The organism is Intrasporangium sp. DVR (assembly GCF_040365325.1).
Lineage (GTDB): Bacteria > Actinomycetota > Actinomycetes > Actinomycetales > Dermatophilaceae > Intrasporangium.
Map to the genome: position 1 here is coordinate 136,293 of NZ_BAABZW010000013.1, position 17,677 is coordinate 153,969.

The following is a 17,677-nucleotide window of genomic DNA, read 5'->3' on the forward strand; positions in this document are numbered from 1 at the left end:
GTCCACGCCCGGGCGCTGCGTCCGCAACAATGGCAGGCGTGTCGCAGCCATCCCGCGGAGACGACCCCACGGACGCGGTCGCCGTCGACGACCACGGCCCCAACGGCCGTGGTCCGACGGCCATCCCGTCTCCCTACGTCGAGCTCGACCGCGCGGCGTGGTCCCGCTTGCGGGAGAACTACCCCCTCAACCTCGACGAGAAGGACCTGGCTCGGCTGCAGGGACTCGGCGACCGCGTCGACCTCAGGGAGGTCGAGGAGGTCTACCTCCCGCTGTCCCGGTTGCTCAACTTCTACGTCGGCGCCACCCGTGAGCTGCACGACGTGACGACGAACTTCCTCGGCGAGCGGCCCGCCAAGACCCCGTTCGTCATCGGCGTCGCCGGGTCGGTGGCGGTCGGCAAGTCGACGACGGCCCGCATCCTGCGCGAGATGCTCGCCCGCTGGCCGGACACGCCCCGTGTCGAGCTCGTCACGACCGACGGCTTCCTCTTCCCCAACGCCGAGCTCGAGCGCCGTGGGCTGCTCCAGCGCAAGGGCTTCCCGGAGTCGTACAACCGACGGGCGCTGCTGCGGTTCGTCGCGGAGGTCAAGTCGGGCAAGGCGGAGGTCACCGCGCCGGTGTACTCGCACCTGACCTACGACATCGTCCCGGGCGAGCGCATCGCCGTGCGCCAGCCGGACGTCCTCATCGTCGAGGGCCTCAACGTGCTGCAGGCGCCCGAGGTCCACCCTGTCCGCGGCACCGGCCTCGCGGTGAGCGACTTCTTCGACTTCTCCGTCTATGTGGACGCGTGGGTCGACGACGTGCGCAAGTGGTACGTCCAGCGGTTCCTGCGGCTGCGGGAGACGGCCTTCTCCAACCCCGACTCCTACTTCCACCGCTACGCAGCGCTCTCCGACGAGGAGGCCGTCCGCACCGCGAACACCATCTGGCGGGAGATCAACGGACCCAACCTCGTGCAGAACATCCTCCCGACGAGGTCCCGGGCGACGCTCGTGCTCTCCAAGGGGGAGAACCACGAGGTCCGCCGGGTCCGCCTCCGCAAGATCTGAAGCCCCGGAGGCCTCACGACCGGGGCCGGGGTCGCACGCTGCCTTCTCGGCCGTATGCCGCTGGGCTCGCTCCTCCGTGGGTCCTCCCTCCCGCGGGTGGCGAGGACCCAGGAGTGCGGGCTGGCGGCCTGTCCTCGGTCAGTACCAGTGCGGGGAGCGGGACAACCAGGTCGACCAGGCGTTGCACGGAGAGCCGTAGACCTGCTCGATGTACCAGATGCCCCACTTCATCTGGGTGATCGGGTTGGTGCGGTAGTCCGCCCCGAAGCTGCCCATCTTGCTCGCCGGCAGGGACTGGGGGATGCCGTAGGCGCCGGAGCTGGGGTTCTCGGCGTACCAGCGCCAGCCGCTCTCGCCGTTCCAGAGGTTGACGAGGCAGTTGAACTGCGCGTCGCTCGTGAAGCCGTGGTCGGCCAGGAGGATCCGGGCGGCGGCCTGCGGGTTCTCCTTGGCGTTGGCGATGACCTGCTCGCGCATCCGTTCGCGCTCGGCGGCCTCCTCGGCGAGGCGCCTCTGCTCGGCGAGCCGGGCCGCCTCCTCCTTCTTCTTGGCCTCGAGCGCAGCCGCGGAGCGCAGGCCGGTGGCGACGATGGCGGTTCGCCGCTCGTTGCGCGACACGGACGCTGCCGCCCGGTAGGTCATGTCGACGGTGCTCGTCCGGGCCAGCTCAGCGGTCTGGGCGACGACGTTGTCACCGACGACGAAGGCTGCGTCGGCGGTGCGCATGTCGGCGGTCGCGAAGCCGACAGCGCTGGCACCCAGCCCGAGGGCCAGGGCGCCGACGAGGACGGGGCGCCCCGAACGGCGGGGTTGGTTGGTGCGCGCCTTGAGGGCGCGCCGCGTCAGTGGTGGCGCGGCGGCGTTCCCACCGCCGCCGACTCCGCTGCGGGCGCGGCTCGACGCCCGGTCGTAGAAGGTGGCCGCCGTCGGGAGCTCGACCTGCGGTCCGCCCCGGACCGCCTCGTGCCGTCCGCTGCGTGGCAGCGACCCAGCCCGGGGCGGCGAAGCGACCCTGGTGGCCGCCGGCGTGCCGGAGCGGGAACTGGGGATGCCTGGGACCGTGGGGACAGCTGGGGCGGAGGTCGCTCTACTGGCGCGATGGCGGCCTTCGTACCGTGCCATGAACCGGGGTCACGCCTTCCTGGTCGACTTGACGTTGCGGTCAGGTCTCCCGTGCGATCCGCGTGCGGATCCCCCCGTGCACGGAACAGGACCTGTGGAGAACTGAGGAGAGCTACAGATCCGACTGCTCGACGCCCCCAAAGGTGCCAGTCCATCGCGAGTCAGGCAAGCCCGCGGAGCGCTGGACCGGAAACCCCCTCAGAGTCGGGCGAACCCGGACAGGTTCCCGCACACGGCGAGCGTGCGGGGACCCTCGGACCCGTGACTCAGATCACACCCACGACGGCTCGGGCGCGTCACGCGTCGGGCCCCTCCAAGAGCTCGGTGACGAGGGCGGCGATGGGGCTGCGCTCGCTGCGGGTGAGCGTGACGTGGGCGAAGAGAGGGTGACCCTTGAGCCTCTCGATGACCGCGGCCACCCCGTCGTGTCGACCGACCCGCAAGTTGTCGCGCTGGGCGACGTCGTGGGTGAGGACGACCTTGGAGTTCTGCCCGATCCGGGACAGCACGGTGAGCAGGACGTTGCGCTCGAGGGACTGCGCCTCGTCGACGATGACGAACGCGTCATGCAGGCTGCGTCCGCGGATGTGGGTCAGCGGCAGCACCTCGAGCAGGCCGCGGTCCAGCACCTCGTCGACGACCTCGGGCGAGACGAGCGCGCTCAGGGTGTCGAACACCGCCTGTCCCCAGGGGTTCATCTTCTCCTGCTCCGTGCCGGGCAGGTAGCCGAGCTCCTGGCCCCCGACGGCGAAGAGCGGCCGGAAGACGAGGACCTTGCGCTGGGCCCGCCGCTCCATGACGGACTCCAGACCGGCACAGAGGGCCAGCGCGGACTTGCCGGTGCCGGCCCGTCCGCCGAGGGACACGATGCCGATGTCGGGGTCGAGCAGCAGGTCGAGCGCGATCCGCTGCTCGGCGCTCCTCCCGTGCAGGCCGAAGGCGTCCCGGTCTCCGCGGACGAGACGGACCTGGTGGTCCGCCCCCACGCGGCCGAGGCCGCTGCCTCGCGGGGACAGCAGCACGAGGCCCGTGTGGCAGGGCAGCTCCGCGGCCCGGGCGTTCTCGATGCGCCCCCGGTCGTAGAGCTGGTCCAGCTCGTCCGCGGTGAGCTCGAGCTCGTCCATCCCGGTCCACCCGGAGTCCACCCCCTGCTCGTGCCGGTACTCCTCGGCCTCGAGCCCACAGGCCGAGGCCTTGACCCGCATGGGCAGGTCCTTGCTGACGATCGTGACGTCGCAGCCGTCGTTCGAGAGGTTCTTGGCCACCGCCAGGATCCGCGTGTCGTTGTCGCCCAGCCGGAACCCGGCGGGAAGCGCCATCGGGTCGGTGTGGTTGAGCTCGACCCGCAGCGTCCCGCCGTCGTCCCCGACCGGGACGGGCTTGTCCAGCCGGCCCTCGCTGATCCGCAGGTCGTCGAGGAGCCGGAGCGCCTGCCGGGCGAAGAAACCGAGCTCGGGGTGGTGCCGCTTGCCCTCGAGCTCGGTGACGACGACGACCGGAAGCACGACCTCGTGCTCGGCGAATCGCACCATGGCCTTGGGGTCGGACAGCAGGACCGAGGTGTCGAGGACGTAGGTCTTGCGCTCGGGGGCGCGCTTGCGGGTGCGGCGACGGGTGGGCGCAGTGTCGGACGAGGTCGTGGTGTCGTCGGAAACCTGGTGCTCCACCTGGTTCTTGGAGGCCATGCCCACTCCTTGCCGGCGCGGTCGCCGCGCCTACTCGCTCGCGAGGTTCCGGGTGGCCCACGGACGGCTGGGCCGGACCCGGCCCTCCGTCCGAAGCGTCTGCTCCATGCGTGGGCCTCCTGGTGGCGGTGACGGGTGCCTCCGCTGTCTCGACGGTACGTCGCGGGACCGGCTTCGCAGGCGATCTGGGCGTCGTGTCGCGCAGAGTTCACCGGCCCTTCAGCCGGATGCCGCTGGGCCGGCTCCCCCGTCAGGCGCCGTGTCTGCGGTGCCGGCCCGCATAGGCGCGGAGGGCGCGCAGGAAGTCGACGTGCCGGAAGTCCGGCCAGTAGGCCTCGCAGAAGTAGAACTCGGAGGTGGCGCTCTGCCAGAGCAGGAAGCCGCCGAGCCGCTGCTCGCCGGACGTCCGGATCACGAGGTCGGGATCGGGTTGACCTTTGGTGTAGAGGTGCTGGGCGATGTCCTCGATCGTCAGCCCGGCCGCGATCTCCTCGATGCTCTCGCCCTTCTCGGCCTGCTCGAGGAGCAGGTCGCGCACGGCGTCGGCGATCTCGCGCCGACCGCCGTAGGCGACGGCGACGTTGACCGTCATCCCGGTGACGCCATCGGTGGCTGCGACGGAACGTTGCAGGCTCTCGGCCGTCTCCGACGGGAGCAGGTCGACCGCGCCGGCGATCCGCAGCCGCCAACGACCCGTCGCGGCGAGGTCGGCGACGGCGTTCTCGATGATCTTGAGCAGCGGCGCGAGCTCCGCCTCGGCACGCCGGAGGTTGTCGGTCGACAGGAGCCAGAGCGTGACGTACTCGACGCCGGCCTCCTCGCACCAGTGCAGCAGCTCCTCGATCTTGTCGGCCCCCGCCTGGTGGCCGTGCGCCGTGCCGGCACCGCGCGCCTTGGCCCACCTGCGGTTGCCGTCGAGCATCACCGCGACGTGGCGGGGCAGGGCCTCACGGGGCAGGCTCTTGAGGACACGACGCTCGTAGGCGCCGTAGACCAGATCCCGCCAACCCACTGGGCCTCACTCTCGCCTCGTCCTACACGACCGGGCCCGGACCAGGGGGCCGGGACCCAACGTTACTCCGGCGCGCGGCGGCCCCTGAGGGGGTGGGGCAGACCGGCTAGGCCGTGGTTACCCCTACGTAACCTACGGTGGCGTAGGTTATAGTGGCGCCATGGCAGAGCAACCGAACCGCCAGGCTGGAGCCGTTGCCGACCTCGTCGCTGCCGTGAAGCCGCGGCTGCGCGGCTGGTTGCACCTGGGCATGTTCCCCGTGGCCCTCATCGGCGGCATCATCCTCGTCGTCATCTCCGAGCCCGGATCCGTGCGGACGGCGGCGGCGATCTTCACGGTGAGCGCCGCGCTGCTGTTCGGGGTGTCCGCGATCTACCACCGCGGGACATGGGGCCCCAGGATGTCGGCCCTGCTCAAGCGTTTCGACCACTCGAACATCTACCTCATCATCGCCGGCACCTACACCCCGTTCGCGGTGACGCTGCTGCCCGAGGACGACGCCAGGCTGCTCCTCACCGTCATCTGGGGGGCCGCCATCGCCGGCGTGCTCTTCCGGGTCCTGTGGACCAGCGCCCCTCGGTGGCTCTACACGGCGCTCTACATCGCCCTCGGCTGGGCTGCGGTCTTCTATGTCGTGCCGTTCTGGAGGTCCGGAGGGCCCCTCGTCGGCTCGCTCATCGCCCTCGGCGGTCTGCTCTACACGGCGGGCGGGATCGTCTACGGCGCCAAGCGGCCCAACCCGTCGCCGCGGTGGTTCGGCTTCCACGAGGTCTTCCACGCCTTGACCCTCGGTGGCTTCACCGCCCACTTCGCGGCCGTCGCCCTGGCGATCGTCGCGACGCCGGCCCTCGCCTGACCCCAACACCCCAGCCGCAACACACCCGGTTACGGGCAACACACCGGGATCGCACGCCGGTGTGTTGCCCGTAACCGGGTGTGTTGCGGCGGTGGAGGGACGGGAGGGCTGGGAGCGAGCCCAGCGGCATACGGCCCAGCGACCCCGCCGCCCCGAGCGGGCGGCGTCCTCAGCCCTGCTCGGTCGAACGGGGACCTTCCTCGGCACCGGGGTCCGGGCCCTGGTCCCCCTCGACCGAACGCTGGGCCTCGAGGCGCTCGTGCTCCCGATAGGCCATCCGGCGCAGCCGTGAGTTCATGTTGCGCACGAGGAGCCACAGCGCGATCGCAAGGACGAAGAGGGCCAGGAACCCCCACACGCCCGGTCCGATCGGCAGGTTGCCGCCGTCACCCATCAGTCCTCGTTTCCTTCCGCCTGCTCGTTGGGGTGCTCGACCCGCTCAGCGGGGTCGAACGTGTCCTCGTCGTCCGGCGCGAGCCGCCCGTCATAGGCGATCTCGAGCGCTCCCGACTTCGCCAGTGCGTCCGCCTCGGCGGCCGAGGCGAGGCCGGCGAAGAGGTCGTCCTCGGGTGGGTCGACCGGCACGTAGGAGACGGCGAGCTCGAACTCCTCGACCGGCCAGACCTGCTGCTGCACCTCGCGCGGCACCTGGAACCAGAAGCCGTCCGGGTCCACCTGCGTGGCGTGGGCGAGCAGTGCCCGGTCCCGCACCTCGAAGTACTCGCCGCACTCGATGCGGGTCGTCACCCGCCCGGCCCGCCGCGGCTTCCAGTTCGCGAGCCAGTCGGCGTACGGGCTCTCGAGCCCCTCGGCGACCATCGCCTCGTGCATCGCCGTCAGGCGCTCCTTCGACCAGCCGCCGTTGTAGTAGATCTTGAGCGGCTGCCACGGCTCACCCGCGTGCGGATAGCGTGCCGGGTCGCCCGCCGCCTCGAAGGCCGACATCGCCACCACGTGGGTCATGATGTGGTCCGGGTGGGGGTAGCCGCCCTTCTCGTCATAGGTGGTCATCACGTGCGGCCGCCACTCGCGGATCACCCGCACCAGCGCCTCCGTGGTCACATCGAGATCCTCGAGGGCGAAGCAGCCGGCCGGTAGGGGCGGCAGGGGGTCGCCCTCCGGCAGGCCCGAGTCGACGAACCCGAGCCACGTGTGCTCGACGCCGAGCACCTCCTGCGCCGCCTTCATCTCGTTGCGCCTGACCTGGGCGATGTCGCGCAGGATCTGCGGGTCGTCCTTCAGCTTCTCGTTGAGGATGTCGCCGCGCTCACCGCCGGTGCAGGACACCACCATGACCGACGCTCCGGCTGCGACGTACCTGGCCGTCGTCGCCGCGCCCTTGCTCGACTCGTCATCGGGGTGCGCGTGCACCGCCATCAGTCGCAGACCTTCGGACACCGTCTTCCTGGCTCCCTGTTCGTCATGGATCTGGCTCGTCGTATCGTTCTGACCGTCTCGTACCGACGGCCATCCTCTCATCACGCCAGGACATCGAATGCCGCTCCCCCGCCCCGCCCCCGGAACCCTCAAGTGGTGGGTCGTCGGCACCATCGGCATCGGTCTCGGGATCGCCCTCGCCGTGTGGTTCGGCCTCTCCGCGACGCTGGGCCTGCCCGCGTGGAAGACGCTGGGCTTCAAGGTCGTGGACAACGCGAGCGTGTGGGTCGACTTCGAGGTCTACAGCCCCGGCGGCAAGGATCTCGTCTGCACCGTGCACGCCCTGTCGAGGGACTTCGCCGTCGTGGGGTCGACCGACGTACCGGTCGAGCTCGCGGGCGCCGACTCCGGCCGCCGGCAGGTGACGCTGCGCACGACGAGCCGGGCTGTCACGGGTGCGGTCGAGACCTGCGTCACGGCCCCCTGAGCGCGTCGGCCCGAGGTTCGCATGTGCACTTCGGGGGCATTTTGCTATTCTTGGTGTTTCACCACGGGTCGCGACCGATCACCTCTCAAGAGGATGGCTCATCGGTCCGGCCCCTTCTTCGGTGAATGTCTGACGAGCTAGGCGCCCACGCGAGCACCGCGTGGGCGTTGGTACTTACAGGAGTTGACCGTGACCGAGACTGCCGCTGGCTTCCTCACGAAGGAGGCCTATGACCGCCTCAAGGCTGAGCTCGACCAGCTGACAGGGGAAGGTCGCATCGAGATCGCCCGCAAGATCGAGGAGGCCCGCGAGGAGGGTGACCTCAAGGAGAACGGCGGCTACCACGCCGCGCGCGAGGAGCAGGGCAAGATGGAGGCCCGGATCCGCCAGCTCCAGGACCTGCTCCACAACGCCGTGATCGGCGAGACGCCGCCCGACGACGGTGTCGTCGAGCCCGGGATGGTCGTCACGGTCGAGATCTTCGGTGACGAGGAGACCTTCCTCCTCGGCAACCGCGAGATCGCCGACGGCGGGCTTCAGGTCTTCTCGGAGAAGTCGCCGATGGGCGCCGCCGTCAACGGCAAGAGCGTCGGCGACACGACGAGCTACGTGGCCCCGACGGGCAAGACGATCGACGTCAAGATCCTCGACGCGAAGCCCTACACCGGCTGAGAGCCGCCCCAGCAGACACGGGTCGGCCCCCTTCGTGGGGCCGACCCGTTCTTCGTGCCCGGTCCCGTATGCCGCTGAGCTCGCTCCCGCCGGCCCGCGCGTCCCGGCCCTCCCGACCTACCCGAGTCGGATCCGGTCACTCGGGTGGGCGCTGTGGATGGCGGGGCCACTCGAGCTGGCCAGGGTGCCTCAGGCGAGCTGGGCCGCGACCGTTCGCGCGAGCGCCGGGTCGTGGGCGTCGAGCAGTCCGACCGCGAAGAGCAGATACGCCGTGTCGACGAGGGCCCGCGCCGACCGGGGCACCTTCCAGCCTCCGGCGTGGTCGGCGAGCACGGCATCGAGCACGAGGTCACGGCCTCCGTCGTCGGTGTGCCGTAGGACGCCGCCGGACCCGATCAGGGTGGTGACGTTCGCGAGCGGCCGCGGGGACTCGGTCGGCTGGGCGGGTCGGGCGTGCCGGCGGACGGCGACGAGCGCCGCCAGCCGGGCCAGCTCGAGGTCGAGGCGGCGCTCCACGTCGTCGCGCGGAAGGGAGCCGGGGCGCGCGTGGACGTGAGCGGCATACGCCCGGAGGCTCTCCGCGTCGACGACCCCGCCGAGGAGGTGCTCGGCCTCGGCCGCCTCGATGACGTGCTCGGCGTTCCAGCGCATCCCGAGGTCGCCCTCGACCGTCCGCGCGTGCCACAGCGGCGCGACGACGTCCTTGTGCAGGGTCGCGTCCTCCCCCTCCGGGGTGATGACGGAGTAGACGTCGGTCGTCGCGCCGCCGATGTCGACGACGAGGACGTCACCGTCGGCGCGGGCGTCGGCGACGACCTCGACGCCGCGCAACACGGCGTCCGGGGTCGCTGCCTCCACGAGCTGCCCGAAGGCCTCGTCGCGGGACAGCCCCTTGCCCCCGATCACGTGTCGAAGGAAGGCCTCGCGGATCGCCGCTCGCGCTGATTCGGGGGCGATGACGCCGATGTCCGGCAGGACGTTGTCGGCGTGGATGACGGGCCTCCCCGCACTCTCGAGAACTGCGGTGGCCTGCGCCCGCACCTCTCGGTTGCCGGCGAGGACGATCGGCACCGCATGCCCCCCGTGACCGCCGATCGCCGCCTTGGCCAGTCGGGTGGCGTTGTGGAGCAGGACGTCGGCGTTGCCGCCGTCCGTGCCGCCGACGAGAAGGACGATGTCCGGGCGGGCGCGCCGCACGCCGGCCACCCCGGCGACGCCCGCGACCCTCAGGGGCCCACTGGCGACGTGGACGACCTTCGCGCCCGCGGAGAGCCCGACCCGGTGCCCCGCCTCGGCGGTGACGGTGCGCTCGTAGCCGACGACGGCGAGCCGGAGTCCCCCGCCGGCGCTCGAACACGCGTGGACCCGGGCGTCCTCGGGTGCGTCCAGGACCCCACGCAGGGCGCGGTAGCCGTCGAGGATGTCGCTGCGTGGGTCTCCGGTCTGCGGTCCCGTCGTGGGAGTCGCGGCGGTGCCGAGGAGCGTCCCGTCGCCGGCGAAGAGGGCAGCCTTGGTGAAGGTCGACCCGAAGTCGACCGTGAGGATCGCCATCTCAGCCGTGGATGTCGAGCGCCTCGCGCAGGTCCGCGATGAGGTCGTCGACGTCCTCGATGCCGACGGACAGCCGGATCAGGTCGGCGGGCACCTCGAGCTCGGTGCCGGCGACGGAGGCATGCGTCATCCGGGCCGGGTGCTCGATGAGGGACTCGACGCCCCCAAGCGACTCCCCCAGCGTCCAGAGCTGGACGGCGGCGCACGCCTTGACGGCAGCGTCCTCGCCCTTCTTCATGCGGAACGAGACCATGCCGCCGAACCGCTTCATCTGCCGGGCTGCGACGTCGTGGTTGGCGTGGGTCTCGAGACCGGGATAGAAGACCTGGGCGACACCGTCGTGGGCCGTCAGGAAGTCGACGACCTTCTCGGCGTTGTCGCAGTGGCGCTCCATCCGGATGGCGAGGGTGCGCAGGCCACGGAGCGTCAGCCATGAGTCGAAGGGTCCTGCCACCCCGCCGATCGAGTTCTGGTGGAAGGCGATCCGCTCCTCGGCGTCCTCGTGGCCCGGGACCCGGATGTCGGGTGCGGTGACGACGGCACCACCGACGACGTCGCTGTGGCCACCTGAGTACTTCGTCGTCGAGTGGGTGACGATGTCGGCGCCGAGGGCGATCGGGTTCTGCAGGTAGGCGGTGGCGAAGGTGTTGTCGACGACGAGCACGGCACCCGCGGCGTGCGCGATCTCGGCGATCGCCTCGATGTCGGCGATGCCGAGCAGTGGGTTGGTCGGCGTCTCGAGCCAGACCATCTTCGTGCGACCGGGGATGATCGCGGCGCGGACGGCCTCGGGGTCGCCGATCCGGGCGATGGAGTGGTCCAGCCCCTGCGGCTTGGCGACCTTGTTGAAGTAGCGGTAGGTGCCGCCGTAGGCGTCACTCGGCACGACGACGTGGTCCCCGGGGACGAGGAGCGACCGCACGACACAGTCCTGCCCGGCGAGCCCGGACGCGAAGGCGAAGCCGCGGCTGCCGCCCTCGAGCGCGGCGATGCACTCCTCGAGCGCCGTCCGGGTGGGGTTGGCCGAGCGGCTGTACTCGTAGCCGCCGCGGAAGCCGCCGATGCCGTCCTGCTTGTAGGTCGAGACCTGGTAGATCGGCGGGACCACTGCCCCCGTGGACGCATCAGCCTCCTGGCCGGCGTGGATGGCGCGCGTGGAGAAGCCGTGCTCGTCAGACATGGCGGCCAGCCTAGTCCGAGCCCGTACCCGCCCCGACGCTTGCCGCGTCCCGAGCGGTCGAGTATGCAGTTCGCGCCGTTGGACTCAGCCGAGGCGCTTCTGCCACAGCCGGCTGTAGCCGTCGACGTGGTACCCCAGCGCTCGGTTCACCGCGAGCATGTGGTCGTTCGAGGCAGCGTTCCACGTGCGCACCGCTGCCACCTCGGGGAGCGCCTCCATCAGGGCGAGGACGTTGGCGGCCTTGAGACGCGCGCCCAGAGAGTGCCCCCGGTGCTCGACCAGGACGAGGGTGTCCTGCTGGTAGCCGAGGCCCGGCTGCTCGGCGGAGACCTCGATCCGCGTGAAGCCGACGAGACGGCCCGAAGGCACGTGGCGCGCGACGGACTCGATGACCCTGCGACCGGCGGAGCGAGTCGCTGCATGCTCGGCGCGGAGCCGGTCCGCGTCCCAGCTCTCCTCGCGCCAGTCCATGTCGTCGTGCGGTGCGTCGGTGCTCATCCGCTGCTGGAGCAGGGCACGGTCCTCGAGCCACGACTCGGGCAGGTCGTCGACCACGGACTCGATAAGGTGGTCGGGCGCCCCGGGTGCGTCGACGAGGGACTGCAGGGACGGTCGCTCCGCCGGGAGTGCCATCTCGCTGCGGAGGACGGTCTGGGCGACCACGTAGCCGCGGTGTTGCGCGAAGCTCTCGCCGATGTCGGCCCCCTCAGCAGCCCACTCGGTCTCCGACACGGTCGTGGACCGGTCGTGCTGGGCCGCCACCTCCTCGGCGGCCCGGACCAGGGCGGAACCGACCCCCTGGTGACGGTGCTCGGACAAGACCGCCGGGAAGAGCAGGGCCAGGGTGTGGTTGTCGAGCATCGGCAGCATGATCGAGACGGCTCCGACGATCCGGTCCCCGACCCATGCCGCGAGCGCCATGCGCTTGGTGTCGACCTTGCGGAACATCGCCTGGATCTCGGGCAAGGTCCACGCGCTCCCCTTTTGGCCGAAGAGCTCACGCTGCACGGCACAGTGGACCTCGACCCACGCCTGGGCATCGGCGCGCAGGGAGTCGTCGAGAGGGTCCAGGGGCCGGAGCTCGAACGCTTCACTCACCCGTCAAGTCTGGCCACCGCGCGCCTGGGGCGCGACCGATATCTCTCCGGATTCATTTCTCCGGGTGCATCTCTCCGGGTGCCGGACCGCGCCGTGCAGCGGGTGCCGGCTCAGTCGGCGCCCTACAGCTCCGATCCCGGGAAGATCCAGTCGTCGCGCCACGAGTTCGGTCGGTCGGGGGCCTCTCCACCGAACCGCCATGGACTTCGTCCGAGGTCGACGACTCGCTCACACGCTCCGTCGGTGGTGGCGCAGCGCACGAGGTGGCTGCGCCCCTCGACGACGGCTTCCAGCAGCAGGCTGTCGTCGGTCTCCCACCACACGAACGGCGTCCCGTAGTCGATGGAGGAGCTGAAGAGGGGCTTGTGGGGAATCCCCTCGGGCAGCTGCAGCGTCGTGATGTCGGACAGCTCCATCGACTCGACCGGCCGCAACGGGCCGACCCTGAGCCGGCGGGCGCAGCACCCGGGCGGGTCCTGCGGCGTGGTCGCGGTGAAGGCCCGCCTCGTGCCATCGGGAGACAGGACGTTCTCGTCGAGGCCGAGCCACACCTCGCCCAGGGCCGCGAGCTGCGGGTACAACGGCAGCGCGGAGTCGTAGGTCACGTCGGTCGGGCGAACCGTGTCGGCCCGGACGTCCCAGCGGGTGACCTGAGGGTCGGCCACCTCCCGCAGCCAGTAGGCGATCCCGTCCGATCCCACTCCCAGCAGGTAGGGCCCGTCGCCCGGGGTGACTCCGTACCGCCCAGGCACGTCGCGCGCGGCCACCTGCTCGTTCGTCGTCGTGTCCCACACGACGAAGCGGGTGCTGTCCCGGCCGCGCATGCTGGTGGCTTCCCAGGACGCGAACCGGCCGTCGGGACTCAGCTCGAGGTCCGCGTCCGCGGGCGTCGGTAGGGCCTCGAGCCGGTCACCGCGGACCAGCGCCCACCGGGCCGGGCTGGCCGCGGCCGCTTCCAGCTTCACGGCGACGACGTCTCGCCGGGCTCGGATCGCGACGACCGGCCGAGGCGTGGAGACCTCCACACCTCGCACGTGCAGCACACCGTCACGCGCGAACGCCAGCAGAGGGCCCGGACCGTCGGGCAGACCCTCGACCCAGATCTGCAGCGGCGTGCGTGCCGTCGCACTCTGCCGTGGCTGCTGCGCCGGCAGGACCGGTGCGCTCGTGTCGCGTCCCGCACCGAGCGCCGCGCCCACCACGATCGCCGCAGCCACCGCAGCGGTCAGGGCCACCGACACGGTCCGGTGACGGATTCTGCGCACCCGTGCGCGGACCGTGGCGACGTCGACCTCGGGCGGGACGACGGAGTCCGCGACACGATGGGCGGCCTGCCGCAGCTGCTGGTCCACGCTCATGACGTCGCCCCTTCCACGGTCTGTGTCGGCGTCACGACGGCTTCTCCGAGCAGCAGCGCCAACTGCCGGGCGGCCCGGTGGGCGTGGCTCTTCACGGTTCCGGGTGCCATGTTCAGGACCTCGGCGATCTCTGCCTCGGACAGGTCCTCGTAGTACTTGAGAACCATGACGGCGCGCTGCCGGGGCGGAAGACTCAGCACCGCCTGCCAGACTCGCTGGTGCTCCGGCACCTCGTCGATCCGACCCGCCCAGCCGAGCTCCTCGCCGCCGCCCACGGGCAGCTCCCGCGACGATCGCCGACGCCACCACGACACCGACTGGCTCACGAGCACCGTGCGGGCGTACGCAGCCGGTCGCTCCATCGCATCCACGCGGGTCCACCGCTGGTAGATCCGGATCAGGGTCGTCTGAAGGAGGTCCTCGGCGCGTTGGTAGTCGCCCGTCATCAGGTAGGCGGTGCGAAACAGCCTCGCGCTGTGCGCGCGCACGAAGTCGACGAACCGCTCCTCGTCCTCCTGGAGCATGTCACCGCCTCCTCGCTCTCCAGATCAGGATGGGGGAGGGCGACCACGCCCGGATGGGTTTCGCCGATCCCCCCGGGCGCGGCCGCCTGTGCACCTAGCACCGAACGTCGGGATTCCAGTCCGCGTACATCCCGTCCGGGTTGTGACCCCACACCCACGCGTGGGCGAGGTAGAACGCCGGTCCCGGGGGCGGGACGAGGATGTGCATCTCCATCCCGAGAACCGACGGCGGCGCCCCGACCCCGGGAGGGTTGGACTGCAGGCTGCGGACGACCCACTCCACGGCGACGAGCCGCAACCCGCCGTCCGGGGCCGGCGCATAGACCAGCGCCTCCGGCTCGGTTGCGCTGACGTCGTCGTCGGCCATCAGCTCGGGGTTGAAGTAGTGGTAGCCCATCGCCCCCTTCGTCGGGTGCGAGACGCAGCCGGTGATGATCCGCACGCCCGCGCCGTTCACCCACCCGAGCTCGTAGCCGGCCGCGACGGCCTCCTCCACCCGGTGGAACCGCGCCGTCGCCGCGCGCACGGCAGCGAGCTCGGCCTGTTCGGCGCCCTGGTCGTGGGTGTGGTCCCCGTCCCCGGCGAGTGCCACCGTGGAACCCAGCGCCAACCCGGCGGCCACCCCCAACCCGACCAGGAGCCGCACTCCCCTTCGCCACCTACTGGATGGTGCTCCGATGGCCATGTCCGCCTCGCTCTCCCCCCGGTTCAGCGTCTGTCCTGAACCCTCACCTCATCAACGCCGTGAGGCCGTTCCCAGGTTCAGCCGTCGAGCCGACGAGTTGTCGGTCGCGTGCGGCCGCCGCGGCCGTACCATCGCGCCATGGTCAGTGCAGGGTTTGCAACGGTCGCCCGTCGGGCCATCGCGACCACCGCGATCGCCCTACCGCTGCTGGTCGGCTGCGCCTCCGAGGACACGGCGTGCGATCCCGGGATCGTGGAGGCCTTTCGCGCCCTTCCGCCGGTTGCCGGTGTCGAGGTGGCGCTCCGGCCCTCGACCGGGATCGGCTGCACGGACACGGTCACCGTTGCCGACCCGGGAGCCTTCGTCGAGCACTACGCGCGGGTCGTGCGAGAGGCCGGGTGGAGCGTCTTGGCCGACGGCGACGGCGTCCTCGGCAGCGGCCCCTCCGGCCGCGTGCGGGTGGACCGGTTGGAGGGGCGGCAGGTCGGCGTCTACGCGATGTCTCCCGACGACCTGTAGCGCGCCACCGGGAGCCGCCCGTCCCACGACCGCTCAGACCACATGGAACTCGACCCGGTGGACGAGAGTCCCTTCGCCGATCGGACCCGAGTGCGCGGCCCGGGCACGGAGCGCCTCTCGGTCGGCCTCTCCCGAGGCGCGGACGTCCTCCTCCGTCACCGCGGAGAAGGGCAGGACCTCGATCGAGTCGATCTCGATCAGCGCGCCGCACGTCTGGTAGCGGCCACCGACCTTGACCTGCGGACGGCTCCACAGCCGGATCGAGACGCAGATCTCGCCCCGCGCCACGGCGTCGCGAAGGTCCCTGCTGAACATCACCTCGCCACACTACGTCCGCCGCGCAGCGGACCCGCGCCCGAGCCCGCCTTCGTCCGGGACCGAGCCCAGCGGCATACGGCAGCCTCGCCGGACGTTGCACGAGCGCACGGTCAGGTCAACGGGAAGGGTGTGACACTGGGATGGTGTTCGGATTCGGCAGGAGAACGACGATGCCCGCTCGCGACGAGGCGTTGCCGGGGCGCGACCAGCGCCCCTTCACGCTCGCACCCGACCATGTCGTCCTCGGGACACCCCTCGAGGGCCCCTGGCCGGAGGGCTCCGAGGTGCTCCACGTCGCCATGGGGTGCTTCTGGGGCGTCGAGCGGATCTTCTGGCGGTTGCCGGGTGTGGTCAACACCGCAGCGGGCTACATGGGCGGCTACACGCCCAATCCCACCTACGAGGAGACCTGCACCGGCCTGACGGGCCACGCCGAGACGGTGCGCGTCGTCTACGACCCGACGAGGACCTCGCCGGAGCAGCTGCTCAAGGAGTTCTGGGAGAACCACGACCCGACCACCGCGAACCGGCAGGGCAACGACATCGGCACCGCGTACCGCTCCGCGATCTACTGGACGACGCCCGAGCAGGAGGCGGCAGCGCTCGCGACCCGGGACGCCTTCCAGTCGGTCCTGCACGCCAACGGCTACGGCGAGATCACGACGGAGATCCGCTCGGCCGACGACGCAGGCCCGTTCTACCTCGCCGAGGACTACCACCAGGGCTACCTGCACAAGAACCCCGGCGGCTACTGCAACCACGGCCCCAACGGGATGACGTGCCCCGTCGGGATCGTGCGCCAGGACCAGCTGCCCGCCCAGCAGGACGTCGCGCCGCCGGCGCCCTAGGCCGTGCGCCGCTCAGCTCGCCCGCGGACGCGGCGTCGTCCCTGCGTGCCGGGCTGAGCTGAGGGCGCGGGCCACCCGCTCTCGGAGGGCCACCGGCCGGGCCACCGACGCGGGGCTCGTGGTGAGCCGCTCCGTGTCGGCGTGTGAGAGCACGAGCAGCTCGGCGGCCATCCGGTCCAGGTCGCGGTCCACGACCAGGGACCACGTGGAGCCCGCGACGAAGCCGCGGCGGCGGCTGGCGGACAGAGCGCGGAGCGAGGCGAGCGAGGGGAAGGATGTCGTGGTCATGTCTCCATCCTTCGACATCGAACGCTTCAGCACAAGCGATGTTTTCTGCACCACGGTTAAGAACTTCTATATGATGAGCTCATGCTTGACACCCACCGCATCAGGGTCTTCCGGTCGGTGATGGCCAGCGGATCCATCCAGGCGGCCGCCGACAACCTCGGGTACACCCCCTCCGCCATCAGCCAGCAGATCTCAGCGCTTCAGAAGGAGACCGGGCTCACCCTCTTCGAACGCGAGGGTCGGGGCCTCGCCCCCACGGCCGCGGCCCGCGCTCTCGTCGTCCACACGAACGACCTCATGGGTGAGCTGAGCAAGCTCGACAGCGTGGTCACCGATCTCCGGGAAGGGCGTTCCGGCCGGCTGACCATCGGCTACTTCGCCTCCGCCGGTGCCGAGTGGATGCCGAACCTCGCGCGGCGGCTCAGCGCGGAGATGCCCGACCTGACCCTCGAGCTCGTCCTCAACGAGATCCCCCGACGCGGAGGCGCGCCGCTCGACCTCAACATCGTCGTCGAGGTCGCCGGAGCCCACGACCCGCACGGGTCCCGGCGGATCCCCCTTGCGGTCGACCCCTATGTCGCGCTGCTCCCGGCGGACCATCCCCTCGCCGACGCGTCCGAGGTGACGCTGGCAGAGCTCGAGGGCGACACGTGGATCAGCAACGACCTGCCCCAGGCCATCTGTTCCAAGATCCTCGCGGCCTCGTGCGAGGCCGCCGGTTTCCAGCCTCGGTTCGCCGTGCAGGCCCAGGATCACTACACAGCCATCGCCTTCGTCAGGGCCGGGGTGGGGATCACCGTCATCCCCGGGCTCGCGGCCCATCTGTCGCCAACGGACTCCCGGGTGCGGACCTTGCCCATTGCGGCACCACAGCCGGTGCGGCACATCGCGGCCGTGGTGCGCGACCCCGGCAGTCATCGCGCCGCCAACCGCGCCGTCGAGCTGCTCCTCGAGCTGATCGGCTGAGTGCCCGGTCGGCAGGTCCGGGCCGAGTGGCGTGCGGGCGAGCAGGCCCGACGCCGTATGCCGCTGGGCCGGCTCC

The 17,677-nt window shown here is 71.1% G+C and carries 20 protein-coding genes; 7 read left to right on the top strand and 13 right to left on the bottom strand.

The window, feature by feature from the left end; genetic code table 11:
• Positions 1-29: 29 nt before the first annotated feature.
• Positions 30-1,055, top strand: coding sequence for a type I pantothenate kinase (gene coaA, locus ABWV20_RS10295; protein ID WP_502901777.1), 1,026 nt, complete (start codon positions 30-32; stop codon positions 1,053-1,055).
• A 138-nt stretch (positions 1,056-1,193) separates the two neighbouring features.
• Here coaA and ABWV20_RS10300 read toward each other — a convergent pair whose 3' ends face one another.
• The 3 genes from ABWV20_RS10300 to ABWV20_RS10310 form a co-directional block, all read right to left on the bottom strand.
• Positions 1,194-2,177, bottom strand: coding sequence for an aggregation-promoting factor C-terminal-like domain-containing protein (locus tag ABWV20_RS10300; RefSeq protein WP_353355061.1), 984 nt, complete (start codon positions 2,175-2,177; stop codon positions 1,194-1,196).
• Positions 2,178-2,473: 296 nt separating this feature from the next.
• Positions 2,474-3,709, bottom strand: a complete 1,236-nt coding sequence (gene phoH2, locus ABWV20_RS10305; protein WP_502901779.1) for an RNA 5'-3' helicase PhoH2 — start codon at positions 3,707-3,709, stop codon at positions 2,474-2,476.
• A gap of 403 nt (positions 3,710-4,112) precedes the next feature.
• Positions 4,113-4,874, bottom strand: a complete 762-nt coding sequence (locus tag ABWV20_RS10310) for an isoprenyl transferase (RefSeq protein WP_353355063.1) — start codon at positions 4,872-4,874, stop codon at positions 4,113-4,115.
• Positions 4,875-5,034: 160 nt separating this feature from the next.
• Between ABWV20_RS10310 and trhA the strand changes: the two genes are divergently transcribed.
• Positions 5,035-5,730 (top strand): PAQR family membrane homeostasis protein TrhA, encoded by a 696-nt coding sequence (gene trhA / locus ABWV20_RS10315; protein WP_353355064.1) that lies wholly within the window; start codon positions 5,035-5,037, stop codon positions 5,728-5,730.
• A 169-nt stretch (positions 5,731-5,899) separates the two neighbouring features.
• On the opposite strand, the gene ABWV20_RS10320 is transcribed toward trhA, so the two are convergent.
• Together ABWV20_RS10320 and mca are read right to left on the bottom strand one after the other, a co-directional pair.
• Positions 5,900-6,124, bottom strand: a complete 225-nt coding sequence (locus ABWV20_RS10320; RefSeq protein WP_353355065.1) for a hypothetical protein — start codon at positions 6,122-6,124, stop codon at positions 5,900-5,902.
• Positions 6,124-7,107 carry a mycothiol conjugate amidase Mca gene (mca, locus tag ABWV20_RS10325; protein WP_353355066.1) on the bottom strand — a complete coding sequence of 328 codons (984 nt, stop codon included), beginning with the start codon at positions 7,105-7,107 and terminating at the stop codon, positions 6,124-6,126. Before mca ends, ABWV20_RS10320 begins: the two co-directional genes overlap by 1 nt.
• 118 nt (positions 7,108-7,225) lie before the next feature.
• On the opposite strand from mca, the gene ABWV20_RS10330 reads away from it, so the two are divergent.
• Both ABWV20_RS10330 and greA read left to right on the top strand, forming a co-directional pair.
• The gene (locus tag ABWV20_RS10330) at positions 7,226-7,594 is read left to right on the top strand and encodes a DUF4307 domain-containing protein (protein WP_353355067.1); all 369 of its coding nucleotides are present in this window, start codon (positions 7,226-7,228) and stop codon (positions 7,592-7,594) included.
• Positions 7,595-7,783: 189 nt separating this feature from the next.
• Entirely contained in the window at positions 7,784-8,266 is a 483-nt protein-coding gene (gene greA / locus ABWV20_RS10335) for a transcription elongation factor GreA (RefSeq protein WP_353355068.1), read from the top strand.
• Between the two features lie 189 nt (positions 8,267-8,455).
• Here greA and ABWV20_RS10340 read toward each other — a convergent pair whose 3' ends face one another.
• The 6 genes from ABWV20_RS10340 to ABWV20_RS10365 form a co-directional block, all read right to left on the bottom strand.
• Positions 8,456-9,817, bottom strand: coding sequence for a glutamate mutase L (locus ABWV20_RS10340; RefSeq protein ID WP_353355069.1), 1,362 nt, complete (start codon positions 9,815-9,817; stop codon positions 8,456-8,458).
• 1 nt (position 9,818) lies between these two features.
• Positions 9,819-10,997, bottom strand: coding sequence for a cystathionine gamma-synthase (locus ABWV20_RS10345; RefSeq protein ID WP_353355070.1), 1,179 nt, complete (start codon positions 10,995-10,997; stop codon positions 9,819-9,821).
• 84 nt (positions 10,998-11,081) lie between these two features.
• The gene (locus ABWV20_RS10350; RefSeq protein ID WP_353355071.1) at positions 11,082-12,095 is read right to left on the bottom strand and encodes a GNAT family N-acetyltransferase; all 1,014 of its coding nucleotides are present in this window, start codon (positions 12,093-12,095) and stop codon (positions 11,082-11,084) included.
• 122 nt (positions 12,096-12,217) lie between these two features.
• Positions 12,218-13,453: a hypothetical protein gene (locus tag ABWV20_RS10355; RefSeq protein ID WP_353355072.1), complete on the bottom strand. Its 1,236-nt coding sequence runs from the start codon at positions 13,451-13,453 to the stop codon at positions 12,218-12,220.
• Positions 13,450-13,977, bottom strand: coding sequence for a SigE family RNA polymerase sigma factor (locus tag ABWV20_RS10360; RefSeq protein ID WP_353355073.1), 528 nt, complete (start codon positions 13,975-13,977; stop codon positions 13,450-13,452). Before ABWV20_RS10360 ends, ABWV20_RS10355 begins: the two co-directional genes overlap by 4 nt.
• Before the next feature lie 94 nt (positions 13,978-14,071).
• Positions 14,072-14,662 carry a hypothetical protein gene (locus ABWV20_RS10365; RefSeq protein ID WP_353355074.1) on the bottom strand — a complete coding sequence of 197 codons (591 nt, stop codon included), beginning with the start codon at positions 14,660-14,662 and terminating at the stop codon, positions 14,072-14,074.
• A gap of 138 nt (positions 14,663-14,800) precedes the next feature.
• Here ABWV20_RS10365 and ABWV20_RS10370 point away from each other — a divergent pair, with 138 nt between their 5' ends.
• Positions 14,801-15,181, top strand: coding sequence for a hypothetical protein (locus ABWV20_RS10370; RefSeq protein WP_353355075.1), 381 nt, complete (start codon positions 14,801-14,803; stop codon positions 15,179-15,181).
• A gap of 33 nt (positions 15,182-15,214) precedes the next feature.
• Here the strand turns inward: ABWV20_RS10370 and ABWV20_RS10375 are convergent, their stop codons facing one another.
• On the bottom strand, positions 15,215-15,499 hold the full coding sequence (locus ABWV20_RS10375) for an ASCH domain-containing protein (RefSeq protein WP_502901778.1): 285 nt from the start codon (positions 15,497-15,499) through the stop codon (positions 15,215-15,217).
• Between the two features lie 170 nt (positions 15,500-15,669).
• Here ABWV20_RS10375 and msrA point away from each other — a divergent pair, with 170 nt between their 5' ends.
• The gene (gene msrA, locus ABWV20_RS10380; RefSeq protein WP_353355076.1) at positions 15,670-16,347 is read left to right on the top strand and encodes a peptide-methionine (S)-S-oxide reductase MsrA; all 678 of its coding nucleotides are present in this window, start codon (positions 15,670-15,672) and stop codon (positions 16,345-16,347) included.
• Positions 16,348-16,359: 12 nt separating this feature from the next.
• Here the strand turns inward: msrA and ABWV20_RS10385 are convergent, their stop codons facing one another.
• On the bottom strand, positions 16,360-16,635 hold the full coding sequence (locus tag ABWV20_RS10385) for a hypothetical protein (protein WP_353355077.1): 276 nt from the start codon (positions 16,633-16,635) through the stop codon (positions 16,360-16,362).
• 81 nt (positions 16,636-16,716) lie between these two features.
• Between ABWV20_RS10385 and ABWV20_RS10390 the strand changes: the two genes are divergently transcribed.
• Positions 16,717-17,601, top strand: a complete 885-nt coding sequence (locus ABWV20_RS10390) for a LysR family transcriptional regulator (RefSeq protein ID WP_353355078.1) — start codon at positions 16,717-16,719, stop codon at positions 17,599-17,601.
• Positions 17,602-17,677: the final 76 nt, after the last annotated feature.